The 26,970-nt window shown below is 62.1% G+C and carries 30 protein-coding genes; 14 read left to right on the top strand and 16 right to left on the bottom strand.

Features of this window, described 5'->3' with window-relative positions:
* Window positions 1–18: 18 nt before the first annotated feature.
* Window positions 19–2,370 (bottom strand): putative monovalent cation/H+ antiporter subunit A, encoded by a 2,352-nt coding sequence (locus QEO92_RS03870; protein ID WP_227702228.1) that lies wholly within the window; start codon window positions 2,368–2,370, stop codon window positions 19–21.
* Between the two features lie 169 nt (window positions 2,371–2,539).
* Here QEO92_RS03870 and msrB point away from each other — a divergent pair, with 169 nt between their 5' ends.
* Both msrB and QEO92_RS03860 read left to right on the top strand, forming a co-directional pair.
* Complete coding sequence (gene msrB / locus QEO92_RS03865; RefSeq protein WP_037157654.1) at window positions 2,540–2,950, top strand: peptide-methionine (R)-S-oxide reductase MsrB; 411 nt, start codon at window positions 2,540–2,542, stop codon at window positions 2,948–2,950.
* A 116-nt stretch (window positions 2,951–3,066) separates the two neighbouring features.
* Window positions 3,067–3,531: a cupin domain-containing protein gene (locus tag QEO92_RS03860; protein WP_227702227.1), complete on the top strand. Its 465-nt coding sequence runs from the start codon at window positions 3,067–3,069 to the stop codon at window positions 3,529–3,531.
* Window positions 3,532–3,541: 10 nt separating this feature from the next.
* Here the strand turns inward: QEO92_RS03860 and QEO92_RS03855 are convergent, their stop codons facing one another.
* The 4 genes from QEO92_RS03855 to QEO92_RS03840 all read right to left on the bottom strand — a co-directional run bounded on the left by QEO92_RS03855 (window position 3,542) and on the right by QEO92_RS03840 (window position 8,615).
* Window positions 3,542–4,351, bottom strand: a complete 810-nt coding sequence (locus QEO92_RS03855) for a class I SAM-dependent methyltransferase (RefSeq protein ID WP_227702226.1) — start codon at window positions 4,349–4,351, stop codon at window positions 3,542–3,544.
* A gap of 112 nt (window positions 4,352–4,463) precedes the next feature.
* Window positions 4,464–6,302, bottom strand: coding sequence for an ABC transporter ATP-binding protein (locus QEO92_RS03850; protein ID WP_227702225.1), 1,839 nt, complete (start codon window positions 6,300–6,302; stop codon window positions 4,464–4,466).
* A gap of 194 nt (window positions 6,303–6,496) precedes the next feature.
* Entirely contained in the window at window positions 6,497–7,366 is an 870-nt protein-coding gene (locus QEO92_RS03845) for an aldose 1-epimerase family protein (protein ID WP_227702224.1), read from the bottom strand.
* 91 nt (window positions 7,367–7,457) lie between these two features.
* Window positions 7,458–8,615, bottom strand: coding sequence for an endonuclease/exonuclease/phosphatase family protein (locus tag QEO92_RS03840; RefSeq protein WP_037157672.1), 1,158 nt, complete (start codon window positions 8,613–8,615; stop codon window positions 7,458–7,460).
* 241 nt (window positions 8,616–8,856) lie between these two features.
* Between QEO92_RS03840 and QEO92_RS03835 the strand changes: the two genes are divergently transcribed.
* Entirely contained in the window at window positions 8,857–10,473 is a 1,617-nt protein-coding gene (locus tag QEO92_RS03835; RefSeq protein WP_227702223.1) for a B12-binding domain-containing radical SAM protein, read from the top strand.
* Between the two features lie 383 nt (window positions 10,474–10,856).
* Here QEO92_RS03835 and QEO92_RS03830 read toward each other — a convergent pair whose 3' ends face one another.
* Window positions 10,857–11,267: a (R)-mandelonitrile lyase gene (locus QEO92_RS03830; RefSeq protein ID WP_037157675.1), complete on the bottom strand. Its 411-nt coding sequence runs from the start codon at window positions 11,265–11,267 to the stop codon at window positions 10,857–10,859.
* A gap of 398 nt (window positions 11,268–11,665) precedes the next feature.
* Here QEO92_RS03830 and QEO92_RS03825 point away from each other — a divergent pair, with 398 nt between their 5' ends.
* Window positions 11,666–12,292, top strand: a complete 627-nt coding sequence (locus tag QEO92_RS03825) for a DUF1062 domain-containing protein (RefSeq protein WP_227702222.1) — start codon at window positions 11,666–11,668, stop codon at window positions 12,290–12,292.
* Between the two features lie 64 nt (window positions 12,293–12,356).
* Here QEO92_RS03825 and QEO92_RS03820 read toward each other — a convergent pair whose 3' ends face one another.
* Window positions 12,357–13,307: a DMT family transporter gene (locus QEO92_RS03820; protein WP_227702221.1), complete on the bottom strand. Its 951-nt coding sequence runs from the start codon at window positions 13,305–13,307 to the stop codon at window positions 12,357–12,359.
* A 93-nt stretch (window positions 13,308–13,400) separates the two neighbouring features.
* Between QEO92_RS03820 and QEO92_RS03815 the strand changes: the two genes are divergently transcribed.
* Window positions 13,401–13,940 (top strand): MarR family winged helix-turn-helix transcriptional regulator, encoded by a 540-nt coding sequence (locus QEO92_RS03815; RefSeq protein WP_227702220.1) that lies wholly within the window; start codon window positions 13,401–13,403, stop codon window positions 13,938–13,940.
* A 46-nt stretch (window positions 13,941–13,986) separates the two neighbouring features.
* Here QEO92_RS03815 and bla read toward each other — a convergent pair whose 3' ends face one another.
* Both bla and QEO92_RS03805 read right to left on the bottom strand, forming a co-directional pair.
* The gene (gene bla, locus QEO92_RS03810; protein ID WP_037157686.1) at window positions 13,987–14,943 is read right to left on the bottom strand and encodes a subclass B3 metallo-beta-lactamase; all 957 of its coding nucleotides are present in this window, start codon (window positions 14,941–14,943) and stop codon (window positions 13,987–13,989) included.
* A gap of 210 nt (window positions 14,944–15,153) precedes the next feature.
* Window positions 15,154–15,663, bottom strand: a complete 510-nt coding sequence (locus QEO92_RS03805; RefSeq protein WP_227702219.1) for a GNAT family N-acetyltransferase — start codon at window positions 15,661–15,663, stop codon at window positions 15,154–15,156.
* A 117-nt stretch (window positions 15,664–15,780) separates the two neighbouring features.
* On the opposite strand from QEO92_RS03805, the gene QEO92_RS03800 reads away from it, so the two are divergent.
* A complete protein-coding gene (locus QEO92_RS03800) occupies window positions 15,781–16,257 on the top strand; it encodes a hypothetical protein (RefSeq protein WP_227702218.1) in 477 nt (158 codons plus the stop codon).
* A gap of 20 nt (window positions 16,258–16,277) precedes the next feature.
* On the opposite strand, the gene trhA is transcribed toward QEO92_RS03800, so the two are convergent.
* The 3 genes from trhA to QEO92_RS03785 all read right to left on the bottom strand — a co-directional run bounded on the left by trhA (window position 16,278) and on the right by QEO92_RS03785 (window position 17,781).
* Window positions 16,278–16,940, bottom strand: a complete 663-nt coding sequence (gene trhA, locus QEO92_RS03795) for a PAQR family membrane homeostasis protein TrhA (RefSeq protein ID WP_227702217.1) — start codon at window positions 16,938–16,940, stop codon at window positions 16,278–16,280.
* 95 nt (window positions 16,941–17,035) lie between these two features.
* Window positions 17,036–17,356 carry a TraR/DksA family transcriptional regulator gene (locus QEO92_RS03790; RefSeq protein WP_210051581.1) on the bottom strand — a complete coding sequence of 107 codons (321 nt, stop codon included), beginning with the start codon at window positions 17,354–17,356 and terminating at the stop codon, window positions 17,036–17,038.
* A gap of 14 nt (window positions 17,357–17,370) precedes the next feature.
* On the bottom strand, window positions 17,371–17,781 hold the full coding sequence (locus QEO92_RS03785) for a universal stress protein (protein ID WP_210051582.1): 411 nt from the start codon (window positions 17,779–17,781) through the stop codon (window positions 17,371–17,373).
* Between the two features lie 208 nt (window positions 17,782–17,989).
* Here QEO92_RS03785 and QEO92_RS03780 point away from each other — a divergent pair, with 208 nt between their 5' ends.
* Window positions 17,990–18,853: a VOC family protein gene (locus tag QEO92_RS03780; RefSeq protein ID WP_227702216.1), complete on the top strand. Its 864-nt coding sequence runs from the start codon at window positions 17,990–17,992 to the stop codon at window positions 18,851–18,853.
* Between the two features lie 100 nt (window positions 18,854–18,953).
* Window positions 18,954–20,114 (top strand): AI-2E family transporter, encoded by a 1,161-nt coding sequence (locus QEO92_RS03775; RefSeq protein WP_227702215.1) that lies wholly within the window; start codon window positions 18,954–18,956, stop codon window positions 20,112–20,114.
* Window positions 20,115–20,137: 23 nt separating this feature from the next.
* Here the strand turns inward: QEO92_RS03775 and QEO92_RS03770 are convergent, their stop codons facing one another.
* Window positions 20,138–20,524: a DUF930 domain-containing protein gene (locus QEO92_RS03770; protein ID WP_037157703.1), complete on the bottom strand. Its 387-nt coding sequence runs from the start codon at window positions 20,522–20,524 to the stop codon at window positions 20,138–20,140.
* A 181-nt stretch (window positions 20,525–20,705) separates the two neighbouring features.
* Here QEO92_RS03770 and QEO92_RS03765 point away from each other — a divergent pair, with 181 nt between their 5' ends.
* The 5 genes from QEO92_RS03765 (at window position 20,706) to QEO92_RS03745 (ending at window position 24,696) form a co-directional block, all read left to right on the top strand.
* Window positions 20,706–20,927 carry a type II toxin-antitoxin system HicB family antitoxin gene (locus QEO92_RS03765; RefSeq protein WP_037157706.1) on the top strand — a complete coding sequence of 74 codons (222 nt, stop codon included), beginning with the start codon at window positions 20,706–20,708 and terminating at the stop codon, window positions 20,925–20,927.
* 86 nt (window positions 20,928–21,013) lie between these two features.
* Window positions 21,014–23,122, top strand: coding sequence for a S9 family peptidase (locus tag QEO92_RS03760; RefSeq protein ID WP_227702214.1), 2,109 nt, complete (start codon window positions 21,014–21,016; stop codon window positions 23,120–23,122).
* Window positions 23,123–23,222: 100 nt separating this feature from the next.
* Window positions 23,223–23,738, top strand: coding sequence for a DUF1697 domain-containing protein (locus QEO92_RS03755; RefSeq protein WP_227702213.1), 516 nt, complete (start codon window positions 23,223–23,225; stop codon window positions 23,736–23,738).
* A 13-nt stretch (window positions 23,739–23,751) separates the two neighbouring features.
* Window positions 23,752–24,276 carry a hypothetical protein gene (locus QEO92_RS03750; RefSeq protein ID WP_227702212.1) on the top strand — a complete coding sequence of 175 codons (525 nt, stop codon included), beginning with the start codon at window positions 23,752–23,754 and terminating at the stop codon, window positions 24,274–24,276.
* A 150-nt stretch (window positions 24,277–24,426) separates the two neighbouring features.
* A complete protein-coding gene (locus QEO92_RS03745; protein WP_052183127.1) occupies window positions 24,427–24,696 on the top strand; it encodes a hypothetical protein in 270 nt (89 codons plus the stop codon).
* Window positions 24,697–24,726: 30 nt separating this feature from the next.
* Here the strand turns inward: QEO92_RS03745 and dmeF are convergent, their stop codons facing one another.
* Together dmeF and dmeR are read right to left on the bottom strand one after the other, a co-directional pair.
* A complete protein-coding gene (gene dmeF, locus QEO92_RS03740; RefSeq protein ID WP_227702211.1) occupies window positions 24,727–25,713 on the bottom strand; it encodes a CDF family Co(II)/Ni(II) efflux transporter DmeF in 987 nt (328 codons plus the stop codon).
* Window positions 25,714–25,734: 21 nt separating this feature from the next.
* Window positions 25,735–26,007, bottom strand: coding sequence for a Ni(II)/Co(II)-sensing transcriptional repressor DmeR (gene dmeR / locus QEO92_RS03735; RefSeq protein WP_227702210.1), 273 nt, complete (start codon window positions 26,005–26,007; stop codon window positions 25,735–25,737).
* Window positions 26,008–26,165: 158 nt separating this feature from the next.
* Here dmeR and QEO92_RS03730 point away from each other — a divergent pair, with 158 nt between their 5' ends.
* The gene (locus QEO92_RS03730) at window positions 26,166–26,723 is read left to right on the top strand and encodes an HAD family hydrolase (protein ID WP_227702209.1); all 558 of its coding nucleotides are present in this window, start codon (window positions 26,166–26,168) and stop codon (window positions 26,721–26,723) included.
* Between the two features lie 57 nt (window positions 26,724–26,780).
* Here the strand turns inward: QEO92_RS03730 and QEO92_RS03725 are convergent, their stop codons facing one another.
* A complete protein-coding gene (locus QEO92_RS03725) occupies window positions 26,781–26,939 on the bottom strand; it encodes a hypothetical protein (RefSeq protein ID WP_161784807.1) in 159 nt (52 codons plus the stop codon).
* Window positions 26,940–26,970 lie beyond the last annotated feature (31 nt).

Below are 26,970 nucleotides of genomic sequence, written 5' to 3'. Positions count from 1 at the left end.
GGGGGTAATTGACGTATCTCATCGCCCTTCCTCCTCTTGCGAAACCGTGACCTTCGCCGCCCGCACCCGGATCAGCGCCAGGACCGCAAGGCCGGTCACCATCACCACGGCGATTTCACCCAGCGTATCCGTGCCGCGGAAATCGACGATGATGACGTTCACGACGTTGGCGCCATGGGCGATCACCTTGGAATAGGCATTGAAGAAATCGGTCAGCAGATTATCGAAGGGCGCCTCGACAGACTTCAAAAGCAGGAGCCCGAAGCCGAGCCCGCAGGCGACCGCGACGCATGCATCGAAGAGCAATTGCCTGCGCGGCCGATGATCGGCAGGCGAAAGCCGAAGCCGCGTCATGACCAGCGCCAGGATGACGACCGACAACGTCTCCACCATGAACTGCGTGAAGGAAAGGTCCGGCGCGCCGAACAGCAGGAAGATCACCGCGACGGCAAAGCCCTGGATGCCGAGCGAGACGATCGCCGTCAGCCGGTCCTTCGCCCTCAGCACCGCGACAATGCCGATCAGCGCGATCAGAAGGAAGGCCCCTTCCTGCACGAGGATGTTTTCCGGCCAGGCCGGCATGCCCGGCAATTCGTCGAAGACGACGAGGGGAACCAGCAGCGTCAGCGCCAGCAGGATGAAGGTGGCGGTGATATAGACCTCCAGCCTTCCGGGCTGCACGAAGCGGGTGATGGCGACCGAAAGCCGGACAAGCCCGGAGACGAAATGATCGAAACCGAGATCCGGTCCGGGGCCTAGATTTTCCAGCACACGGACCATCAGTGCGCGGGCATCGTCCAGCCGCCAGAAGACAAACGCACCGAGTCCTATGGTGATGACCGAGAGAACGAGCGGCATCCCGATATGCGGCACGGTGGTGATATCGATCATCACCTTCTCGCCGGAGACCGCGCTTGCCATGGGCGAGGAAACATAGCGATGCGCAAGACCGGAAAACAGCGCTCCGAACAGCCCCAGCACGGCCAGGACGGCCGGCCCCAGCCAGAGGGCGACAGGCCCCTCGTGAGCCGATTTCGGATTCGCGCTGGGCGGCCCGAAAAAGGGCCTGATGGCGATGGCGAAGGCCACCGCAAACATCAAGGCATTGCCGATCACCGCAAGACCGGTAAAGAAGACGGCACGCGGATTGCCGGCCGCAAGGGCGGCATAGATTTCCTCCTTGGCGAGAAAGCCGAAGAAGAGCGGCAGGCCGCCCATCGAAAGGGCACAGAGCATTGCCGCCGCGAAGGTGATCGGCATGGCGGATCTGAGCCCGCGAAGCTGAGTGACGTTGCGGTCTCCCGCTTCGTGGTCCACGGTCCCCACCACCATGAAGAAGCCGCCCTTGAACAACGAATGCGCGACGAGATAAAGCACCGCCGCCTCAACCGCATGCGGCGCCCCGAACCCCGTCAGCATGACGAGCAGGCCGAGCGAGGCCATGGTCGTATAGGCCAGCATCAATTTCATATCCACCTGACGGAGGGCGAGGAAGGTGCCGGCAATCAGCGTGATGCCGCCGAAGAAGGGCAGCAGGATTTCCCAGGCGGGCGTCGCGCCCATGACCGGATTGAGCCGCATCAGAAGATAGACGCCGGCCTTCACCATGGTGGCCGAATGAAGATAGGCCGAGACCGGCGTCGGCGCCTCCATGGCGTTCGGTAGCCAGAAATGAAAGGGAAACTGCGCGGATTTGGTGAAGGCGCCGCCGAGGACCAGAAGAAGCGTCGCGAGATAGAACGGGCTTTCGCGCAGGCCGTCTTCCGTGTGGACGAGCAGCGAAAGCTGGGTCACGCCGGTGATGTTCCAGAGGAAGACAAGGCCGGCGAGCAGGCAGAGCCCTCCCCCGCCGGTGACCACCAGTGCCTGCAGCGCGGCGCGGCGCGCCTTCTCCCGCCCGTGATCGAAGCCGATCAGCAGGAAGGAGGTGATGGAGGTCAGTTCCCAATAGACGAAGAGCATCAGGAAACTGTCGGACACGACGAGGCCGAGCATCGCCCCCATGAACAGGAGGATGAAGGACAGGAAACGGCCCTGATCCGGATGGCCCTTCATATAGCCGCCGGAATAGATCACGATCAGGGTTCCAATGCCGGTGATCAGCAGAGCAAAGGTGAGCGACAGGCCATCAAGGAACCAGGAAAAGGATAGGTTGAAGCTCGGCGCCCAGGCGTAACCGCCCGTCACGACTTCGCCTGCGGCGACTTCAGACAGGAAGCCGCAGAAGTGCAGAAAGGCGAGAAACGGCGCCAGAGCCAGCAGCCAGGCCGCCTTGTCACCGAACCGGCGGGTGAGAACAGGAGCGAAAACGGCGCCCATAAAGGGGAGGAACAGGACAACGAATGTCAATGCCGGCACATTGGCAGCCATGCCATCTCCTTTTGAAACCGCGAGAACCGACCAACCGCCGGGAGGAAATGGCTTTCTAGGGTAAAGAATCCCCCATCTCAAGCATAACCGGACGGAACACACAGAAACGCGACTTTCCGTCAACGCCTCGGATGCCTATCTAAAGGAAAAACGAAAGGAATCTTAAGCGATGTCCGATGTGACCACTCCGAAAATCCAAAAGAGCGATGTGGAATGGCGCGAACAGCTTTCGCCCGAACAGTACCGCATCCTGAGGCAGGCCGGCACCGAACGGGCCTTTACCGGTCCTTTCTGGAACGCGAAGGAAAAAGGCCTCTATCGCTGTGCCGGCTGTGGCGAGGAACTGTTCATCTCCGACACGAAATTCGATTCGGGTTGCGGCTGGCCGAGCTATTTCGAGCCGGTGAAGCCCGGGGCGGTGACCGAGCACCGCGACATATCGCACGGCATGGTCCGCACCGAAGTGCGCTGCGCCAATTGCGGCGGGCATCTCGGCCACGTCTTTCCGGACGGTCCGCCGCCGACGGGACTGCGCTACTGCATCAACGGCCACGCGATGACCTTCGAGCCGCTGAAGTAAACCGTAGAACTGCGGATGCTTCCCCGGCCAGCGGCCCGGGGAAGTCATGGCGAGCATGGCCTCTCCTCAAGGGTTATGATAGGTAATTCTGCACCGACCGCAGGAAGACGTCCGTCATGCCCAAGATCGATATCGCCACCGTTCCCAAATATAAAAGCTCGGGCTATCCGCCGCCATTCGATGCCCCCTGTGCCGGACGCGTGCGGCAGCGTCTCGGCGATGCCGGCGGGCTCACCGATTTCGGCATCAATCTCATGCGCCTGCCTCCCGGCAACTGGTCGAGCCAGCGCCACTGGCACTCGCACGAGGACGAATTCGTCTATGTGCTCGAAGGCGAACTGACGCTGATCGAGGACGATGGCGAGACGATATTGCGCGCCGGCGATTGCGCGGCCTTTCCGAAAGGCTCCGGCAACGGCCATCACATGATCAACAGATCAGGTGCGATGGCGGTCTATCTCGAAATCGGCTCGCGCCAGCCCGCCGACATCACCACCTGCTCCGACATAGACATGATGAGCGCCAATGCCGACGGCCGGTTCGTGCACAAGGACGGCACGCCCTATTCTGGGCCCGGCTGAACCGGCGCTGTCATTCCACCGCCCGGCCGCGCACGGCCCATGCCCTTGCCTTGAACGGAATGGAGCCGTCGTCGGCATAGGGCAGGTTTGCCTTCAGTTTTTCCCTGAGCTTCCGCCGTCTGTCGGCGGGAAGGTTGGCGCAATATGCGGGCGCAGGCCCCGTTCCCAATGTGAATGGTCGCCAGAAATCGTCGAAGTTCTCAAAGCGCGTCGCAATCTCGATCTCTTCGTCTTCCACCTCCGCCAGGCCCGATTGCCTTGCGAGATGGGCGAGATTGTCGCGCGTACAGAAGGGAAACCGGCGGTTCTCGGTCAGATCCTGCGCAGCGGGATCGAGGTCGACGGCAATCGTCCAGAAGGCACGCATGAACTCCACGCCGCCGCTCGGGTAATCCCAGACATAGAACGCGACCCTGCCGCCCGGGCGTGCCACGCGGGCCATTTCGCGCAGCGCCTCCTCCCTCCTCGGAACGAAGTTGAGCATCAGGCCGGACACGACAATGTCCGCGGCCTGCGACGGCATCGCGAGCATCTGCGCGTCGCCCACCCGGAATTCGACGCGGGGATCGGGAACGTTCAAGCGCGCCTTTTCCAGAAACCCTTCCGAAGGATCGAGGCCAATCAGGCTTTTCGGATCGTAGCCGGCGACAATTGCCGCGGAAAGCGCTCCGGTGCCGCAGCCGACATCCACCCAGTCCAACCCCCTGGCCGGATGCAGCCAGTCGAGGAAGCGGGGAGCGACCTGCCGGCTCCATCGACCCATATAACGGTCGTAGTTGTCGCCCGCCTGCCAGGCATCGTGCTGCGAAGCCCTGGCCATGATGTCCTCCGATAGACCAAGGCCGCATGATACGCCTCCCGTTCCTTGCGGCAAACAGCATCTTAAGGCTGCATTGCTACGCTCCTTCTCACCAATAAGGTGGAGCCGGCGTTCAGATGCTCGCCTGCACGCGGTGCAGGCCGGCGTAGACGCCGTTCCTCGCCATGAGGCGGTCATGGCTGCCCTCCTCGACGATGCCGTCGCCGGTCAGGACCAGGATGCGGTCGGCATGGCGCACGGTGGAGAGGCGATGGGCGATGACCAGCGTGGTGCGGCCTTCCGCGAGGGTCAGCAGCGCCTGCTGGACCGCCCGTTCACTCTCGTTGTCGAGCGCGCTGGTCGCCTCGTCGAAGATCAGGATCGCCGGGTTCTTGAGAAAGGCGCGGGCGATGGTGAGGCGCTGGCGCTGGCCGCCCGAGAGCTTGACGCCGCGCTGGCCGATATCGGTATCGTAACCGTCGGGCAGAGCCATGATGAAGTCGTGCGCGTTGGCGGCCCGCGCCGCGGCCTCGACTTCGGCATCGGTTGCGCCGGGCCGGCCATAGCGGAGATTTTCCGCCACGGTTCCCGCGAAGAGGTAGACCTCCTGCTGCACCACGCCGACATGGCGCCTGAGCGACGCCAGCGTCACGTCGCGGATATCGGTGCCGTCGATCAGGATCGCCCCGGCCTCCACATCATAGAAGCGCGGGATGAGCGCGCACAGCGTGCTCTTGCCCACTCCGGAAGGCCCGACAAGCGCCACGAACTCGCCCGGCGCAATCGTCAGCGAAAGCCGGTTCAGGACCCTGGGGCCATCGGCCTCATAACCGAACGTGACGTCCGAGAACCGGATCTCGCCCCTCGGTTCCGGCATGGGGCGGGCCTCCGGCCGCTCGGCGATGTCCGGGGCGATGTCGAGAATCTCCATGGAGCGGACGAAGCCCGTATAGCCCTCCTGCCAGAGGCGCACGAAATTGGCGAGCCGCTTGACCGGATCGACCAGCACGGCCACGCAGAGCAGAAAGGTAAGGAGGTCGGCGACGGTCAGTTCCGACATGAGGATGCGCAGGCCGCCCACCACGATCACCATTATGGTGACGAGTTGCGCGAAGGTTTCGGTGCCGGCCGAAAACCACGCCTCGCTGCGATAGCCATCGGCACGGCTTTGCAGGAACCGCCGGTTCTGCTCGGCGAAACGTTCCCGCTCCAGCGCCTCGTTGGCAAAGGACTGGACGACGCGAATGCCCGCCAGCGCATCCTCGACACGCTCGTTGACGGCGGCGATCTGACGCTTGCTGGCGTCGAGCGCGCGGTTCATGCGGCGGTTGAAATAGAGCGCGTAAACGACAGCCACCGGGGTGAGCAGCAGGATGAGGCCGGCGAGCGGCGGATCGATGAAGAACAGCACCAGCATCGCGCCGCCATATTTGAGCACGGCGATGAAGAGATCTTCGGGGCCGTGGTGGAAAAGCTCGCCAAGCCACAGGGAATCGCTGGTGATGCGGCTCATCAGTTGGCCGGTGCGCTGCCGGTCGTAGAAGCTGAACGAGAGCTTCTGGCAATGATCGAAAAGCTCCTGCCGGACATCCGCCTCGATGCGGGCGCCCATCATGTGCCCACGATAATCGACGAAGAAGATGGCGACGGTCTGGATCGCCAGGATGGCCAGCATGACGCCGCCGACGGCCAGCACCTCGCCGTAAGCGTCCGGCGCCTCGGACAGGGCGAGAAGGCGGCTGGTGACGAGATTGGCGCAGAGCGGCAGGGCTACTGCCGTGCCTGCTACGAGGATCGCGCAAAAGAGATCCGCCAGAAGCAGCGGCAGGTGCGGGCGGTAATAGGACAGGAACTTGCGCAGGCGCGAACGGCGGAGTTCGCGGTCAGCGGCGCCGGAAGGGTCGCGGAAATACTGGAGAAAGGGCTTATGGCGCGGCGAGCTTTTCCTCGCGCGCGGGAACAGCGTGTGCATGATGCGAAATGTCCTTGTGGGCGATGTTTCCTTTCTGGTTGGACAGGATCGCTTTCATGTCAGTCTCCCAAAGCTCGGAGGAAATGAGCGCCAATCATCGCAGACAACCGCGGCGATCTCAATGCAGCCCTGGAAAAACGAACGGGGTGTCATCCGCGAGCAACAGGCGGATGCCTGTCGCGGCAAGGATTTCATCAGGCCGGAAGTTCGACCGTAAAGGCAAAGCGCGCCTTGCCGCCGGGCAGCAAGATCACGCCGTAGGGACGTTTTGCCAGGTCGTCCGGGCCACCGAGTTCGGCGGCCGTGCCGTGCCAGGGCTCGACGCAGACATAGGGCGCGCCGGCCTTCTGCCAGAGCGCCAGGTTGGGCAGGTTCTCGAAGGCGAATTTCAGCGCCGGTCCGTCCTCAGCCGCATAGGTGAGGCCGTCGCCCGCCCCTTCCGGAAAGATCATCACGTCCTTCTCGAACATCGCATGGTCGAGGGTGAGCCTGCCCGCCCTGAAGGGCGACGGCAGCCTTTCTGGCTTCACCAGCCCGCCTTCCAGCCTGACGAGCGCGGGCTCGGCGCCGTTGTCGAGCGTGACGGCATGGGCGCAGCCCTCCCCGCCCGGCAGCGGCCAGAGGAAAGCCGGGTGGAAACCGAGGCCGAAAGGCATCGGCCGCGTATCGCGATTTTCGACTTCCGCCGAGACTGTCAGCTTCGGACCATCGACGGCATGGGTCACCGCCAGCAGGAATTCGAACGGGTAGACGGCCCGCGTCGCATCCGAGGCGACAAGCTCGTGGCGGCACCTGGTGCCGGTCGACGCGGCAAGTGAGAATTCGCTTCTGCGAGCAAAGCCGTGCTGCCCCATCTCGTAGGACTTGCCCTCGACACTGATCCGGTTTTCCGGCGCCTTGCCGACCATGGGAAAGAGGATCGGCGAGCGGCCGCTCCAGAAGGCGGCATCGCCGTTCCAGAGCCATGAGCGGCCATCCGCCGTGGTGAGCGACTGCATCTCCGCACCCAGCGAGGAGACCTCGACGGCGAGGGATCGATTTTCGATGCGGACGGTGTCGGACATGCTCTTTCCTCTCGGCGGCTGATTCACCTGACAGCCTGGCGGGGAAAAGTTGCCATTCGATGACCGCGCCCGCCGCCGGCGGCGGCCACCGTCATTTGCCGTCGACGATGTTCTTCAGGTAGCTTTCGGCAAAATCCGTCTGGATCTCGATCCACAGCGGCGAATGATCCGACATCTGCCAGGTGCGCCATTTCTCGTAGAGCTTCTGCGGCGTCGTGGCCCGGAACTTCTCGTTCTTCTCCGGATCCTTCTTCGGGACGAATTTCTCGTACAGTTCCATATCCTCCGGCATGGAGCGGAAGACATCGGCATACATATCGACAATGCCGCCGCCCAGGACCTTGAAATTCTCGTCCTTCACGCGCACCGCGATCTGGTCGTAGAAGTGCTCGCGGTTCGGCATGTGTGTGCCGTCGATCTCCTCCGGCACCTCGAACCCTTTGGCCGCCAGCGCCTGCATGGTCTCGTGCTCGGGGCTGACGACGTTGAAATCGCCGAGCAGGATATAGTTCTCCGCCTCGCGGCCGCGGTCGAGCGGTTTCATGCCCTTGCCGGTGAGCTTGCTCTCCTTGTCCTGCCGCTTGGCGAAGAAATCCACCAGCCGCTCGATCTCGGCGACGCGGCGCTTCAGTTTCTCGCCGGAATCGTCGCCGAAATAGATGTGCACCGTGCAGAGGCTGAAGCGGAACCAGCCGGACTGGAAGGCGACGAGGAAGGGCGTGCGGGCGAACTGCTGCTTCATCTCCTCGATCTTCGGCTCGATATCCGGCTGGTCCTTCGGCGCCTTCATCTTCTTGCGCGAGACGACGAGCTGGCCGTCCGGCAGGACGATCTCGCCGGCGATCTTGCGGAACCAGACCTTTTCGGTGTTGTAGACGAAAGCCATGCGCTCGCCGTTGCCGCTCGTGCCTTCCGTCACGTCGGTGGCGATATAGTCCCATTCGCGGCCGAGGATGCGCATCACCTTCTGCAGCGCGGAAAGATCGCGGTTGACCTCCTGAACCGCCACGAGATCGAAGCAGGAGATCATCTCGGCGATGTAGTAGAAGGTCTCCGGCAGGCGCGGGCCGAAACCGAAATCGTTGGAATCGAAATCGCGGATGTTCCAGGTCGCCAGAAGCAGCGAGCTGTCCTTCTTGCGCGCCCTGAACGGCGCGAGCGTCTTGCGCATCGCGACCAGTCGCTCGGCGCAGCGCTTGGCCGCTCCCGGCTCCTTGAAGTCGAAACGCAGCCCACCATAGTTCACCATCGTCCCCTCCCCGATCCGCCATGCGTGATCACGGCATGGCACCGACAGTTGCAGCCGGAGGACCATAAACCGGTTTCGCTACACTTTTAAGTCGCTCCTTTCATGATCTTACATCCCGCCCTCGGCCGCACTTCGAGGAAAAGTCCGCGCTTGCCCCCCGGCTTCGAAACGATATAGTGCGGCTTCAGCAGCGACTGATCGAAGTGCCTACACATCTTTTCCTCATCCGGGAGACAAGAGAATGCGGCGACAAGCGAGGGTCTTGCTCGTATATCCGAGGTTCACCGGCGCGTCCTTCTGGAATTTCCGGGAAGCCTGCACGCTTATCGGCGCGCGCTATCCGGCACCGCCGCTCGGCCTGATCACCATTGCGGCGATGCTGCCGCAGGATTGGGAACTGAGGCTCATCGACCGCAATGTGGAGGAACTCTCCGACGGCGACATCGACTGGGCCGACCTTGTGCTGACGGGCGGCATGCTGCCCCAGCAGGTCGACGTCCTCCACATCATCGAGCTGGCGCATGCGGCCGGCAAGCCGGTCGCGATCGGCGGCCCGGACGCAACCTCGAGCCCGGAGCTTTATGCGAGCGCCGATTTCCGTGTCCTCGGGGAGGCGGAAGACGTCATCGACGCCTTCGTGGCCGCCTGGAGCGGGGGGGAAAAGAAGGGCGACTTCCTGGCGCCGAAATTCAAGGCGGACGTCACGCGGACGCCGGTTCCGCGCTTCGATCTCCTCAAGTTTTCGAACTATACCTTCATCGGGGTCCAGTTTTCCCGCGGCTGTCCGTTCACCTGCGAATTCTGCGACATCATCGAACTCTACGGGCGCGTTCCCCGCACCAAGACGGCCACACAGATCCTCGCCGAGCTCGATGCGCTCTATACGCTCGGCTATCGCGGCCATGTCGACTTCGTGGACGACAACCTGATCGGCAACAAGAAGGCCGTGAAGGCATTCCTGCCCACGCTCATCGAATGGCAGAGAGCGCGGCACTATCCGTTCGAATTCTCGACCGAGGCCTCGCTCAACCTCGCCGACGACAAGGCACTGCTCGATCTCCTGGCGGAAGCGGGCTTCTTCACGGTGTTCGTCGGCATCGAAAGCCCCGACGAGGACGTCCTCAGGGCAACGCAGAAAAAGCAGAACACGCGGCGCGACATCGTCGCCAGCATCGACAAGATCTACGCCGCCGGCATTGTCGTGATCGCCGGTTTCATCCTCGGCTTCGACGACGAAACGCCGGGCTCCGGCGGAAGAATGACCGCGCTGATCGAGGACGCGTCGATCCCCGTGAGCATGGTCGGCCTGCTTTATGCCCTGCCCAACACGCAGCTGACCACCCGGCTCGAGAAGGAAGGCCGGCTCCATTCCGGGCATGCGGTCGACATGGACGACGGGAGCGCCGACCAATGCGTGTCCGGGCTCAATTTCGCAACGAAACGTCCGCGGATCGATATCCTGCGGGATTACCATCGGGTCGTTTCCGCCATCTATACGCCACAGGCATTTTTCGGCCGGGTTTCGCGCGTCGGCCGGAAGCTGCGCGTGAAACACATCAAGGGGGGCTTCAATTGGGGCCGCACCTGGGTGGACACCCGGCGGTTCCTGTATTTCACCGTGGCTGCCACGGTGAAGCGCCCGAAATTTGCCGGGCAGATGGCCCTGATGATCGCCAGGGGGCTGTTCTCCAATCCGGCAGCGCTTCCGCACATGTTCAAGATGGCGATACTCTACGCCCATCTCGGCCCCTTCAGCCAGTATATCGGCAGGGAGATCTCCTCGCAGATCGGTGCGATCGAGGAAGCCTCCCGGACGGTTCCCGACAATGCCTGGGAAGGCGAACTGCGACCGGCCTGAAACGCACGGCCCTTCAAAAGGGTCGGCAACGCACACCGGCTGCTCACCCCCTCCGTCCTCCTGAGCGTTTGCCGAAGGGCGAGCATCTTCCGTCAGAACGGCGGGGCAACCGCATATAGCCTTGCCCCTCATCCCCCTGCCGGGACCTTCTCCCCGTTATAACGGGGAGAAGGAGATATGCCGCGCCGTTGCCGTTCCCCCTCGCCCCGCTTGCGGGGAGAGGGTCGCCGAGCGAAGCGGAGGCGGGGTGAGGGGCAAAACCCACATACGCGCTTCCCCCGTCGCGGACGGCGAAGATGGCCGCGCTTCGGCAAACGCTCAGGAGACCAGAGGGGGGTAAAGGCACAGTGTCATCTACCGCGCGCGCTAATGGACGGCGTCCGTCAATCCGCGGCGATCGCGCCCGCATATTCCGCGTCGGCGACCGGCTCCAGCCAGTCGGCCGTCCTGCCGTCCAACGCCTCCTGGATGGCGATATGGGTCATGGCGGTCGTGGGCGCCGCACCATGCCAGTGCTTTTCTCCGGGCGGGAACCAGACGACGTCGCCGGAGCGGATCACCCGGATCGGCTCGCCCCAGACCTGCACCAGGCCGAAACCTGCCGTGACGATGAGCGTCTGGCCGAGCGGATGGGTATGCCAGTTGGTGCGGGCGCCGGGCTCGAAGGTGACCGAGGCGCAGACGGCCCGGGCCGGCGCCGCGGCCTCGTTCAGCGGATCGAGACGGACCGTACCGGTGAAATATTCCGCAGGCTGCCTTTTCGACGGCTGCGATCCGCCGCGCTTGATCTCCATGGTGCAAGTCCTCGCTGTTTCATTGCTTCCCGCCTCATATAGGGCGGATGGGCGCCTAACGGCAGACCTTGCCTTTCGCTGATATCCTGTTATCCATTGCGCCCTACAAGCGTCGGCTTTTGAGGTCCAGTTTGCCTAAGTAATCCCCGGTCTCGACAGTTTCACCCTTCCATGCGGGCAGGCCGGCAAGGCTGCCGCATGCGAAAAACTGTTCATCGGGGTGGCGGCTTGAGACCGGTTTGGCATTGATCTGCCAGTGCTGCTCTTGAAAAAGCCGCCCTGAACATCCGACGCTTCGCTTTTCCCTCAAGTCCGGACCTTCGCCACACCGCACCCGATCACGGGTCTCTCCAGTGCCGTTTCCCGCATGAACTTCCCGACCGGAAGATCAAGACGGCATGTCCACTATCCTTCATCTCGAATGGACCATAATCCCTAAACATCCGCCCCGACCAATTCTCGCCTGCAGCGGTTGCGGCGGCCCCAAACCCTTCCGCTCCAGCCGGCGCATCCGCCTCAACGCCAACGGCAAGCGGCTCGATGCCTGGCTCATCTACAAATGCACCACCTGCGACGCCACCTGGAACCGGCCGGTCTTCGAGCGGCAAAGCGTCCGCTCGCTCGACCCCACTCTCCTCGACGCCCTGCAGATGAGCGCGCCGGATTTCGTGGCGCGCCTCGAATTCGACGCCGACGCGCTGAGGACCAAAGCAATCCGCATCGAGGAAAGCGAGGAGTTCGAGGTGCGCAGGCAGGCGCTTTGCGACCGCGCAGACTGGCGGAGAATTCGCATCGCGCTTGCGCTGCCCTTCCCCGCCGGCGTCAGGCTCGATCGCCTGCTTGCGGCGGAACTCGGCCTTTCGCGCAGCCGGCTGCAAAAACTCTTCGAAGCGGGCGAGATCATGGTCGAGCCGGTGCGGAAGGATGCCCTGAAACGCGGCATCCGCGACGGCACGACCATCATGCTCAACCTGCGCGACGAGGCCGAAAGAATTTCGGTCGGCGGCAGGGCGATGGGTGGCTGATCCTCCTTCCCGACACACTGTTTCGCCCCCTCAGAGGGGGCGAAATATCGGGCCCTGCTCTCTCTCAGCAGTTCCGGAACCGGGACATCGGCGCAAGCCGGCCCCAGACCTCCCGCAGGGTTTCCGCCTTCAGGGAGACGATCGCAACGCCGGAAAGGACGATCAGGGTGGCGACCGCCTCGCGCAGGCTGACCGGCTCGCCGAGTATCACGAAGCCGAGCACGATCGTCCAGGGCGGCAGGAAATAGCCGTTCATGGAGCCGACGGTCGGCCCCGCCTTCTTCAGGATGTTCATGTAAAGCACGATCGGCAGCGCCGTTCCGAAGATGCCGAGCAGAAGCAGGACCGGCAGGGCGTCCAGCGCCCGAGCGAAGGCCGAAAAGCCGCCCAGCCAAGCCACCGCGGCGAAGGTCGGCAGGCCGGAAAAAGCCTGCTGGCCGAGCGCCAGCCGGATCGGCTGCACCTGCGGAATGCTGCGGACATAGAGATTGCCGAGCGCATAGCTCACCGCAACCGCCATCATGGCGCCGATACCGGAGAGATTGACCTCGGCAGAACCGAGAGCCGCCGGGCCGACCAGCAGCACCATGCCGCCAAAGCCGATCAGGAGACCAATCATTCGTCTCCGCGTCAGTTGCTCGCTGGCAAACAGCGCCTGTGCCAGGACGGCGACGACAAGCGGAGTCGAGGCCTGGATCATCGAGGTCAGGCCGGCGGAAATCTGAGTCAGCGCATAGGCCGTCAGCGTGTTCGGCACCACGCCCTGCAAGAAGCCGAGGACGATCCAGTCGCGGTACTCGCGGCCGCGGGGCAGTATCTCGTGACCGGTCGCCGCCATGAAAGCGGCAATCAGAAAGCCGCCCATCAGCCCCCGCACGGCCGTCAGGGCCAGCGGCGAAAGCGAGGTGCCGGCGACCTTCAGAAGAATGAAGGCGCCCGCCCAGAAGAAGGAACAGAGAAGCATTTGCCCGATCAGTGGGGCCGCAGCGGCCTTCCTTGCGACGAGCAATAACATGACAGCCTCCCTATTTATCTTCACGTGAAGATATTTGCTCTCGATTTATCTTCATGTCAAGATAGTTTCAGACGCAAACGAGGAATCGAGGCGATGGACAAGCCGGAACAGCAGGATCACGTCGACCGGTTGAAAGCCCAATGGGCCAGGGAACTGCCCGACCTCGACACGAGCCCGATGGAGATATTGGGGCGCATCTATCGCCTGTCGCGGCTGGTGACGCCCACGATCGAGGCGACCTTTGCCTCACATGGGCTCGACCGCGGCGAGTTCGACGTCGTCGGCACGCTGCGCCGGTCCGGCCCGCCCTACCGGCTGACGCCGACGGAACTCTACCGCTCGCTGATGATCGCCTCCGGCAGCCTGACCCACCGGCTCGGGCGGCTGGAAAAGGCGGGCCTCATCAGGCGCGTGCCGTCCGAAAACGACGGCCGAAGCCTCGCCGTGCAGCTTACGGAGGAAGGCATTTACCGCGCCGAAGCGGCGTTCCGGCGGGACATGGCGAACGAAGCGGATGCGATCGCGTCATTCGATCCGGAAAAGAAACGCCAGCTTGCGGCCCTGCTTCGCGAATTGAACCTCGCCGTCGAGGCGAGGCTTGCGATGCCGGCGGGTGAAGCGACGGAGACCTGAGCGATGGCAACGCTTCGCAAAAGAGGACAAGGCCTGGCGCTGCCTGTCAGCGGGCGCTCTTCGCAGCACCCATTTCCAGATCGACCTGATCCTCGAAGGCGCGCTTCCTGCCGGCGATGAAACGGCGATAGCCTTCCGGGTCTCTCCAGGCATTGACGCCTTCGGTCTGGGCCCGCTGCCGTTTGCCTTCGAGATCATAATATTCATTGTGCTGCGCCAGCCAGATGTCAGGCTTCAGCATTTCGAGCATATGGTGGGTGCGTCGGTAATCCTCGGCGATACCGGGATAGGACGGGTCCTTCGCCAGCCGATAGCCGGGGTTGAAGCCCGCCCCATCCGGGAACGCCACGACATAGGGCTTGCCGTCCAGGACGAGATTGGCGATCCAGGTCGTCGCCCCGCGGGTATGGCCGGGCGTCAGATAGGCCGTGAGCAGCACGTCGCCCATCCTGATCGTGTCGCCATCGCGCAGGATGCGGTCGACCTTGACCGGCGGATAGACAAAATCGTTCCCGTATTTGAAGTCCCCGGAATCGCCGCTCTCCATGGCCGGAACATCTTCCCGCATGACCGCAAGCTGCGCGCCGAACTGCTCCTTGAAAAAGGCAAGGGCGCCGGCGTGATCGATATGCGCGTGGCCGTTGATCATGATCCTGATGTCCTCGGGCCTGAAGCCGAGCTTGCGGATGGAATCGACGATCATCGGTCCCGACGACGGCATGCCGGTGTTCATCAGAATATGCCCTTCGGACGTGGTGAACAGGAAGACGCCAAGCCCCTTGGTGCCGACGAAATAGAGCGGGCCGATAATCTGGAGCGGTTCGTCCGGCTCCTCCCACTTGAGGGCCTTTCTGGCGATCGACATGAACAGGTTGTTGTCGTTCGCCAGTTGTTCCTGCGTCGGCATGTTTTCCGGCAGAGCCTGGGCGGCGGCCGGCAGCGCGGCGCCAAGAACAAGGGCCGACACGAGGACCGGACCCGCCACGTGTATCATTGCGTGCATGCCTGCCTCCTCCTCTTTCAAGGTCGAGGGCCAATGCTTGAGCGCGTGTCGCCTCCCCCGCGATCTGCCCTCAGGTCTCCTCCCGCAGGTGCGGCGATATTACTCCCGATTTCACCGGAGGGATATGGCAGGACGCAACAACCGTTAACGGCGGCTGACCGCAGCGCCAATCGGGAACACATTCAGCAACGGGAGAAAGGAATTCCGTTATCAACGTGCCCCGGGAACCTTGAGCTCCATGCAGGTGAGGTCCAGCCAGCGGCCGAACTTGGTGCCAACTTCGGAGAACTTGCCGGCGACGCGGAAGCCGAGTTTTTTATGCAGGCGGATGGAGGCGGCGTTTTCCGATTCGATCGCGGCGATCATCACATGCACGCCGTTCGAGGCTGCGCGTGCGATGAGTTCCAGCATCAGAAGTCGGCCGATGCCCAAGCCGCGAAAATCGCGGTGGACATAGACCGAATGCTCGACCGTATGGCGATAACCGTCGAAGGCGCGCCAGTCGCCATAGGAGGCATAACCGGCGACTTTCCCGCCGACCTCCGCGACAAGGACCGGGAAGCCCCGCGCCTTGCGGACCGCAAACCATTCCTTGCGGTTTTCGAGGTCCACCAGCACCTCGTTCCAGATCGCCGTGGTGTTGGCGACTGCGTCGTTATAGATCTCCATGATCGTCGGAAGATCGGCTTCGGTTGCGTCGCGTACAAGGGTGCTGGTCATGGCCATTTTCCATTATGATATAATTTTGTCCACTTTAGCAGACGATCGTCTGTTGTCCACAATTGTTAGCTTCTCGTTCTTCTGATAGCGTGAAGCCCTCGGGGATGGGAGGCGAAGATGCGGGTTCTGCTGACAGTTCTGGCCTGGCTGGCTGCCGTCCTCGTCGCGCATGCCGCCGAATGGCAGACCTATGCCAACGATCGCTACGGCTACACGATCGAACTGCCTCCGGGCTTTACCATGCAAAGAGCGCCCGGCAACGGCGACGGCGGCACGTTCCTGGCGAAGAACGGCGATCGCATCCTCGTCTTCGGTACCTTCCTCGTCGACGTTTTCTTCGATGAGGAAGCAGCCAACCGCATCACACAGGCAAAGAAAGACGGCTGGAAGATTTCCTATTCCCGGGTCAAGCCGGAATGGGCGAGCTATTCCGGCACCAGGGGAGATCGCATCCTCTATGTCCGCGGCATATGGCTATGCGAAGACGCGGCGACCTTCCTGCAACTCGAATACCGAAAGCAGGATCTTAAGACCTACGACATGATCATCAAGCGGATGGTCGCGAGTCTCAAGCCTGCCGGCTGCCCGCAGTAAGGGCGATGTAAGGGCGATCGTCAGAGACCGGACAGGCTGAAACAGGTCATCACCGCGCCGTAGTGCACGGCGGCGGCGGCCACCACGAAGCCGTGCCAGATGGCGTTCTGGAAGCGCAGCCTTTCCCATACGTGGAAGATGACGCCGAGCGAATAGATGAGCCCGCCGATGACGATCAGCCAGACCGTGACGGCCGGCAGGTATTCCGAAACCTGTCCCATGACCATCGCGCCGCTCCAGCCCATGCCGAGATAGAGCAGAATCGCCAGCTTGTCGTAACGGCCCGGAAACAGGCATTTCAGCGTGATGCCGACCACCGCCGTCGCCCAGATCGCCAGCAGCATGGCGAGGATCCACGGATCCTCAGCGCCGCGCTGCAAAAACGGCGTGTAGGTCGCCGCAATCAGGATGAAGATCGCCGAATGATCGAGCCTTCTCAGAAACCATTTCGTGCGGGAATGCGGCCAGATATTGTAGGTAAACGAGATCGACAGACAGAGCACCAGACCCAGCCCGTAAATCCATGCAGCGGCGATCGCGCCGTAGCTCGACCAGACGGTTGCGTAAAAGATCAGCGCCGTCGCGCCGATCAGCGCAAAGACGATGCCGATGCCGTTGATGATCCCATCCGCGACGATCTCGTGAAAATCGTAACGCCGCCCGAAATTAAAAAACTCGTTCATCCCTACCTTCCGTCTCCCCACAGAATGGACATGGCGGCGGCGGAAGGCAAGAGATGAGCGATTCACTTTAGGTTTTAGGCATTAACCCTTCCGGCTTAAGCTTCTCCGGCGCAGGTCTGGCAGAGCGGCGCATGCGGCACGGCATCGAGCCGCTTTTCCGAGATCGGCTGGCCGCATCTTACACAGGTGCCGAACGTGCCGCCCGCGATCCGCGCAAGAGCCGCCTCGATCGCGACGAGTTCCTTTTCGCCGACCTCGCCGAGCTCGTCGAGCACCTCATCGTTGTTGCGTTCGACGGCGCGATCGTCATCGTCGGGGTTGCGCGGCGAGGTGAAGTCCTGCTCGATGCGGCTCAGGCGGCTCTCCAGCTCGGCTTTCCTCGTCCGCAGGATGGTTTCGTATTTGGCGATATCCATGGCCTTGTTCCTCCTTACCGGTCGATCAGCACCGAGCATTTTGCGTGACGCACGACGCGATCCGCCGTGGCGCCGATGAAGTAGTTCGACAAATCCGGTATATGCGAGGCGACGATGATCAGGTCAGCGCCCCGCTCCTCCGAAGCCGCCAGAATCTCCCGCGCCGGCGAGCCTTCGCGGATCTCGATCTCGGCAGCAATTCCCATCCTCGCCCTCAGGTCGATCAGGGTCTCTTCCGACTCCTGCCGCGCCTTGACCATCATGTCGACGGTGAGATCCGAGACGAGATAGCCGGGGATATCCTCGACCACATTCAGGAGCAGAAGCGTACCGCCTTCATCGAGCAACGTCGATGCCTTGCGCAATATCCGCTCTCCCTTTTCCAGTTGCGCTATATCCACCGCAACGACAATCTTCCTGTACATCGTGGTATCTTATCCTTCCTGTCTTTTTTACCGCCATCATCTTTTCTTCCGGCTTCCCGCCGCATTGATCAGAATCAACGATGCCGGATTGCCGTTTCCATTTTGGAGACGATCAATCGCCATTTTGCATTCTTTCGTGAACGACAGGAATGGGCCATATGGCTTTGGAGAGGGAGCCAGTTGGCCCCATCAAACGAGGATTTTCAACGTGTCCGATGTCGTCCAACCCTTCGCACTGACGCGGCCCGCCCATGTCCGCGCCGCCCATCTCATCGTCAGCGACCTGGCCGCCGTCTCCGACTTCTACCGGAAGATCATCGGCCTCCAGGTCATCGAAAAGACCCCTAGCGGCGATGTACTCGGCGTCCGCGGCCAGCCGCTTCTGACGCTCACGACCGGCACCGGCGTTTCCCGCGCACCGCGCAATGCCGCCGGCCTGTTCCACACCGCCTTCCTGATGCCGGACCGGCAAGAGCTCGCCCACTGGCTTGCGCATGCGGCCCATAACAACGTGCAGCTCGACGGCGCCTCCGACCACCTCGTCAGCGAGGCGATCTACCTCTCCGATCCGGAGGGCAACGGCATCGAGGTCTATCGCGACCGTAAACCCGAAGAATGGACCTACCATCCGGACGGCACCGTCGCGATGGCGACCGAGAGGCTGAACCTCCAGGAACTTTACAACGGTGCGCCCAAGCAAAGCTGGGACGGCATGGCGGACGGAACGGCGATCGGCCATATCCACCTCCAGGTTGGCGACATCCCCGAGGCCGACGCCTTCTATCGCGACGTGCTGGGTCTGAAGATCATGGCGCGGTATCCGGGCGCGAGCTTCTTCGCCACCGGTGACTACCATCATCATATCGCCGCCAATATCTGGAACAGCCGCGGGGCCAAAGCGCGGGAAGGCAACATGACCGGCCTTTCGGACTATACCGTACGCTTCAATGACAAGGCCGCACTCGAGAGCGCGCTGGCTGCGCTTGACGCCCAGGAGATCGCCACGACGAAGACCGCTGAAGGCTTCTCGCTCAGGGACCCCTGGGGTATCGGCCTGACGCTTGCAGCCTGATCATCGCGGCCTATTCCCAGCCCTCCTCCCAGCGAAAGCGGCGTTCCGGAACCGGAGCGCCGCTTTCGCGTTGAAGGACATCACGGGGACCTATCGAGAAATGGCCATCACCAGCGCGCGCGGCGCAAGCAAGCCGAAAAGACATCCGGTCGACGTGAGAGGACTGGCGGGCGGGGACGCCGGCGGTGAGGATATCGACATCACCGAACATCACTACCCGCTCGGCCGCGAGGCGCTGGAAGTGGTGATGGCCTGGGCGGTGATCGGCATCTTCGCGATCGCCTTCTTCGCCATCCTTCATTATATGGCGCTGATCCTGATCCCGGTGACGCTCGCCATCGTCGTGGGGTTGATTCTCGGGCTTGCCGCCGACCGGCTCGGACAGGCGGGCGTGCCGCGCTTCGGCATCGCGCTCATTCTCTCCACGCTGGTCTTCGCGGTGCTTTTCCTGATCATCAACTTCCTGGCGGAGCCCGTTTCGACGCTGGTGCGCGAGGGGCCAAGCTTCATCGAGCGGACCGCCGACCGCATCATGCCCTTCCTGGAGAGACAACGCTGGCTGAACGTCTCGCCGGCGACCTTCGAGACGGGGCCGATGTCGATGCAGTCGCTGCTCGAGAATTCCAGCAATATTCTGGGCGTGGTGACCAGCAGCCTGACGCCCGCGATCATCCAGGGGCTGATCTTCTTCGCCGCGCTGCTGCTTTTCCTCTATGGCCGCGTCAGGCTCAGGCGTACCGTCATCCTCGCGTTCCCGACCAGACGGCAGCGGCTGATCGCGATCCGCGTGCTCAATGCGATCGATCAGGTGCTCGGATATTATTTCGCGACGGCGAGCATCCTCTATTTCGGGCTCGGGATCATCATGACGCTGATCGCCTATTTCAGCGGACTCGCCATGCCGGTGCTCTGGGGCCTGTTCGCCTTTCTCTCAAGCTTCGTCCCCTTTCTCGGCATCACGCTGATGACAATTTCGGTGGCGATCGCCGGCATCCTCACGCATGAAGCTCTCTTCATCGGGCTCATTCCGGCGGTCATCTTCTTCTCCGTGCATCTCGTGATGGAGAACCTGATCTTTCCGGCGATCATGGGCCGGCAATGGGAGATCAACCCCTTCATCGTCTTCCTCGCGATCCTGTTCTGGACATGGATGTGGGGAGCGGTCGGCGCCATGCTGGCACTGCCGCTTTCCCTCATCATGATGACGGTGCTTGCCGAGCTGTTTCCCGAACGGAAGACAACGCCGAACCTGCCGGGATGATGGCGAGGATCAACAGATGAACCTCAGTCGTAGAGGTAATATTGCTCCCACTGCTCCCTGGGGACTTTCGAACCGATCTTGAAGTCGAAGGACATGACCTTCAGGCCCTTGTCGCCCGTCTCGCATTGATATTTCAGGCGGTACCAGTCACCCCGGCTGCGAAAGACCGCACCGGGGGCGCGGACGGAATTGCCGTCCTCGATCGCTTCTGAAAACGTGTAGGCGATCACCTTGTCGGGTTTGAATTCACCCTCCTTCCGAATACGCTCCATCGCCTCCATATCGCAACGCTGCTCCCGGCGTTCGTCCGGAGCAAGTGCATTGAGCTGTCTTTCGATGCGTGCATCAAGGGCATAAGCTGGCAGGGCATAAAGAAAGGCGAGTGCTACCAGCGACCAACGTCTTGTCATGTCATTTCCCATCCAATGTGACTCGGACGGCGCGGAAACTAAGAGACGATCGGATCGTTGACCACCGACCAGAACGGGAAATAGGATGATGTGATCGGATGAGGTCAATGGGGTCGAGGTGAGCAAGCGTTTAGAGCGAATGCGCGCCAATCCCCAGGCGGATCGACGCGGTGAGAACCTCATGAGTCCGTTGCGATATGCAGTTCTTGTATCTCCCCTATCGCCTGAAGATGGCGGTGGTTTCCTTGCGACCGTGCCGGACCTGCCAGGCTGCATGAGTGACGGCGAAACGCCGCAGGAAGCCATTTCCAACGTTCAGGACGCAATCGAAAGCTGGATCGAGGCGGCGCACGACATGGGGTGGGATATTCCTCCGCCTTCAAAGCGGGCGGCAATCGGCTAAACGTCCCATACCCGCCTTCCCCGCTTGCTTCGCGCTCCGTCGCCCCCTATCTCTGGCACTCCTTTCATGAAATCCGGAGTGCTTCCTTGGACATCTCCCGCAAATCGCCGTTCGGCCCTCTTCCCAGCCCTCCGCTGGCCGCGAAGAAGCCGGTCTCAGATACACGCCACGGGATCACCCGCACCGACGACTACGCCTGGCTGCGCGCCGATAACTGGCAGGCAATGTTCAAGGATCCGTCGATCCTCGATCCTGAAATCCGCGCTTACCTCGAAGCCGAAAACGCCTATATGGACGCGGCGATGGGCGACACGGCGGAGCTCCAGAAAGTGCTGTTTGCCGAAATGCGTGGCCGCATCAAGGAGGACGACAGCTCGGTGCCGATGAAGGACGGGGCTTTCGCTTACGGCACGCTCTTCGTCACCGGCGGCGAACAGCCGCATTATTTCCGCACGCCGCGCGACGGCGGCGAAAAGCACGTGCTTCTCAACGGCGACGAGGAGGCGAAGGGCAAGGACTATTTCCGCCTCTCAGGCATCGATCATACGACCGACCACGCCAAAGGCATCTGGGGCTATGACGACAAGGGCTCGGAATATTTCACCCTGCGCATCCGCGATCTTGCAACCGGCGAAGACCTTTCCGACGTGCTGGAAAATACCGCCGGCGGCGGGGTCTGGGCCCCGGACGGCAAGAGCTTCTTCTATACGCTGCAGGACGAGAACCACCGGCCGTCCAAGGTCTTCCACCACATCGTCGGCCAGTCGCAGTCGGAAGACAGGCTGGTCTACGAGGAGAAGGATCCCGGTTTCTTCATGGGCGTTGGCGGCTCCTTGCTGGACGACTTCATCTATATCGACATCCACGACCACGAGACGTCGGAATACCGCATTCTTTCGACCAGCGACCTGACCGCCGAACCGAGGTTGGTCGCCGAGCGCGAGGAAGGCATCGAATATTCGATGACGGAGGGTGGCGACGTCTTCTATATCCTTACCAATGACGGCGGCGCCAAGGATTTCAAGATCATGCAGGCTCCGGTTAATGCACCGGGCAAAGAAAACTGGACCGAGGTCGTGCCGCACGAGCCGGGCCGGCTGATCATCAGTCACATGGCGTTTGCTCGCCATCTCGTCTGGCTGCAACGCAAGGACGGCCTGCCGCAGATCATCATCCGCGATCGCGAGAGCGGCGAGGAACACGCGATCGCCTTTGCGGAGGAGGCCTATTCGCTCGGCCTGCAGGGGGCGGCGGAATACGACACCGATGTCATCCGTTTCTCCTATTCCTCGATGACGACGCCCTCGCAGCTCTTCGACTACGACATGGTGACCCGCAAACGGGTGCTTTTGAAGACGCAGGAAGTGCCGTCAGGCCACAACCCGGACGACTACGTCACCCGCCGGGTGATGGCGCCGGCCCATGACGGCGAACTGGTTCCGGTCTCGCTACTCTATCGCAAGGATACGCCGCTCGACGGATCCGCACCCTGCCTGCTCTATGGTTATGGCGCCTACGGGATTACCATACCCGCTGGCTTCAATACCAATATCCTGTCTTTGGCCGACCGCGGCTTTGTCTATGCCATCGCCCATATCCGCGGTGGCAAGGACAAGGGTTTTGCGTGGTACGAAACCGGCAAGATGGAGCATAAACAGAATACGTTCAAAGACTTCATCGCCGCGGCTGACTATCTGAATCAGCAGAAGTTCACATCCTACGCGAACATTATCGCCGAGGGCGGTTCGGCAGGCGGCATGCTGATGGGCGGCATCGCCAACATGGCACCGGAAAAGTTCGCCGGCATCATCGCCGCCGTGCCCTTCGTCGACGTGCTGAACACCATGCTGGACGACACGCTGCCGCTCACCCCGCCCGAATGGCCGGAATGGGGCAACCCCATCGACAGTTTCGAGGAATACCAGTGGATCGCCACCTATTCGCCCTACGACAATATCGCGGCCAGACCCTATCCACCGATCCTGGCGCTTTCCGGCCTCACCGACCCGCGCGTCACCTATTGGGAACCGACCAAATGGGTGGCGAAGCTGCGCGAGAAGGCGCCGGAAGCAGGCCCCTATCTTTTGAAGACCAACATGGCGGCCGGCCATGGGGGCAAGTCGGGGCGTTTCCAGCGGCTGGAGGAGATCGCCTTCGAATATGCATTTGCGATCAAGGTGGCAGGGAAGATGTGAGAAGGTGGAGAGGACTTGCCATGCCAGAGGGGGCTGGCACGGCACATCGTCTCATGGGACAAAGCGGCACCGCAATAACGTTCGATCGGGGAGGAAACCAATGACCGTCTACGTCGCGCTCCTGCGGGCGGTGAATGTCGGCGGTACCGGTGCGTTGCCTATGACCGAGCTTAAAGGCATCTGCGAAGAGCTCGGGTTCACCGACGTGAAGACCTATATCCAGAGCGGCAACGTGCTGTTCCGCTCCGGTGAACCGGAAGCGGCGGTGGCCGAGAAGCTCGACGCGGCCCTGGAACAAAAATTCGGCAAGAGGCCGGGCGTCATGGTGCGCACGACCGCGGAACTCGAAGCGGTCGCCGAGAACGCCCCCTTCCCAGAGGCCAAGCCAAATGTCCTGCTCGTGTATTTCCTGACCGAGACCGCCCCAGCCGATGTGCTCACTAAAATGGTGGCGCCGGACGGCGAGGAAGCGGCCGTTGCTGGACGCGAGATCTACGTGCACTACCCGAACGGTTCCGGCCGCTCGAAGCTGAAACTGCCGGCCCTGAAGCCCGGCACCTCGCGCAATCTCAACACGGTGCGGACGCTCGCGGGCCTGGCCCGCGCGATGGAATAGGCGGATGGCGCAAATGGCGGGCATCATCATTCCGATCGTCTGTTACGCCATCATCTTCTATGTCGTCGGGACGATCTCCTGGTCCTTGTGGAAACAGCGGAAGAACAAGCCCCCGGCCTGGCCACCCTACCCGCTCATCAATGCGACCGAGGAGGAGATGGACCGCAGGCGGGATGAAGTGCGGGACATGCTCTCCCATAAGGCGCTCGGAGCCGAACGGGCACGGCGGCTCTGGGACAAGCTGCAGCGGGCGGAAATCGGCACGGGCCTCATCCACGAATTCCATCGCGATTTCTGCGGCCACGGTCTTATCCGCACGGAGGCCGGCGTCATCCTCTGCGACATCGAGGACGGGCATTTTCCGGGGCCGGCGATCGCTGCCTGGGACAACGAACGGGAGTTTGTCGATTTCTTCGCCCGCCAGAGCGATTTCACCATGAGTGGCTGGGAGCCAGCCGAGCCCGTCTTCTTCACGGAAGACAAATGGTATCGGAACAATCAGCGTCTTCGAACAGAGATCATCGACAGGTTTCTCTGAAGCCTGAACGGATAGGAAACGCTGCGAAGCACGGCGCGGTTGCATTTCCTTGTCAAGCCCCTACCCTCAAATCGACATTATGGACGCAAGCCTCGCACAAGGTTCAGCCGTTAACCATTCGTTAACCATTCTGAACACGGGCGTTCTGCCATGAAGATCGATAGCGGCCTCAACGGCTATTATTATCCGAACCGGACCCTCGACATGGACCGCAAGACCGAGGAAGCGCCTCAGCGCGAAACGGTGTCAGTTCAGCGTTCTCCCAATGCTTTGACGGGCAGCAGCACGCTGCTGTCGTCCTCGCTTGCCAATGCCCTGTGGGTAATCGAGAGCGGCGACACGGCCTCCACCGAAGCGGAAGCGCCGATGCCGACCGTTCCTCATGACTGGGTCGAAGGCGTTTACCAGGAATTCGCCTGAACCTGAGGCACCAAATCCCTGATTGCAGGTTCACGCCGCTTCCGCCGGCGTCACCTCCACTGTGACATGCGACAGATCCCGGATGCTCCGGAGTTTTTCCTTGTAGAAGGATGGCGCGCGGGGTTTTGACGTGACGAGCGCCACGATAGCCGCGCGATGACCCGGCCCGACCTGCCAGACATGCAGGTCCGAAATCCTGTCCTCCTCTGTCTCCACCTGCTGCCGGATTTCGTCGGCCAGATCCTCATCGTCCGGTTGGGCATCGAGCAACACCGTCGCAGTGGCGCGGATCAGCCCCCAGGACCAGCGGGCGATCACCAGGCCGCCCACCACGCCCATGACCGGATCAAGCCAGATCCAGCCATAGCCGCGGCCGAGGAACAGAGCAAAGATCGCCAGCACCGACGTCAAAGCATCGGCCAGAACATGCAGGTAGGCGGCCCGCAGGTTGTGGTCTTCGGCACCACGGCCATGATCGTGTCCACCATGGTGGCCGTGATGATGACCGCCATCACGCGCATGGGCGCCGTGATGACCATGATGGCCGCCATGATGATCGTGATGACCGCCCCTGAGCAGCCAGGCGCTCAGGAGGTTGACCGCAAGCCCGATGACGGCGACCGCGATCGCCTGATCGAAATCGATTGCAACCGGATGGGCAAGCCGCAGAAAACTCTCCCAGGCGATCAGGATCGCGATCAGGGCAAGCACGATGGCGCTCGCGAAACCGGCGAGATCGCCGAGCTTGCCGGTGCCGAACGTATAACGCGGATTGCGGGCCTGGCGGCGCGCATAGAGATAGGCCAGGGCGGAAATCAGCATCGCGCCCGCATGGGTCGACATGTGCCAGCCGTCGGCGGTCAGCGCCATCGAGCCGAAGATGGAGCCCGCAACGATCTCCGCCACCATCATCGTCGCGGTCAGCGCGATCACCAGCCAGACCTTGCGTTCGTTGCGTTCATGGTCGGCGCCTAAAAACACGTGGTCGTGTTTCAGCTCCTCGATGGAATGCGCCATCGGTTTCTCCTTTGCGTCCACTCAGCGGATGTAAGTTCTGAGCGCCTCGGCGAGTTCCTCCGCCGCCTGAGCGCGTTGCCTATCGTTTTCAGCATGCAGCACATGCTCGTGCAGATGCCCCTCCATCACCTCGCCGGTAAGCCCTGCAAGCGCGCCGCGGATCGAGGCGAGAAGCTGCAGCACCTCGCCGCAGGGCGCCTCCTTTTCCAGCGCCCGCTCGACCGCCTCCATCTGCCCCTTCAACCGGCGCACCCGCGCCAGAAGCTTTGGCTTTTCCCGAATGGTATGGGCCACGGACTGCTCCTGAATTTAATATAGGGGGGTACCCTATATCATGCCTGAGCTTGAGCGCAATCCGGGAGCCATCCCAAACGCGAGCGCAGGCTGGATGCAAGCCCCGGACAGGATTGGAACCCTAAGTCGATCTGAGCCTTACAACGAGGAGAGTCGAGATGACGACGATTGGCAGCACCAATTCATATTACGCATCCCTCCGCATCAATTTCGGCAAGAGCGACGACAGCAAGAATACGGACAACGGCGGCAACGTCGCAGGCTCTCGGCAGTCATCTCCCGGCGGCATGACCGGGAGCGACACGGTCTTTGGGGCCAAGCTCGCCGACGCGCTGTGGACAATGGAAAGCGAAGGCGTCGAACTGGAGCAGAATGCCGACGACACCTGGCTCGGCGAACCGCCCTCCACGACCTATGAAGACGAATTCCTGGAACTCTCCAAGAAAACCTATGCCGAACGCATCCGTGAACAATATCTCGAAGAGCATGGCCTCACCGAAGAGGATGTGAAGGCTATGTCGCCGGAAGATCGTGAAGCGGTCGAGGCGGAAATCCGTGAGGCGATCCTCGAAGCCATGGGCATCAATGGCCAGAAGCAGGAAATCGCGATGGACATGGGCGGCGGTGCGGCAGGCGCTCAGGCGGCGGGCATTCAGGCCTCCTCCCCCGGCAAGGCGGAGCAGGACGCCAAGGACGACCCGCTGCTCTCCATGTAGCCCCGGCAAAACAGGCCTTCTGCGGCCGCGGCCTTTTCAATCATGGCCGCTGCCGTTTTATGCTGTACTGTCGCCGTCGACATCACCATCGATCACGCGGGATGCGCAGCCTTCCGCATACCATTCCCATTCCGCCCGCGACCGCCGCAGCATCTCCATTGCGAGAAGCAGCCAGAAACCGGCCGCCAGGGCAATCAGCGCCCAGAACGGCCGCATGCAATCCCTCGAAAACCCTCCGAACCTTTCA

It is taken from the genome of Neorhizobium petrolearium (genome assembly GCF_029854435.1).
Lineage (GTDB): Bacteria > Pseudomonadota > Alphaproteobacteria > Rhizobiales > Rhizobiaceae > Neorhizobium > Neorhizobium petrolearium.
Note: the sequence above shows the minus strand (reverse complement) of the source record. Positions and strands in the feature narration are given on the sequence as shown.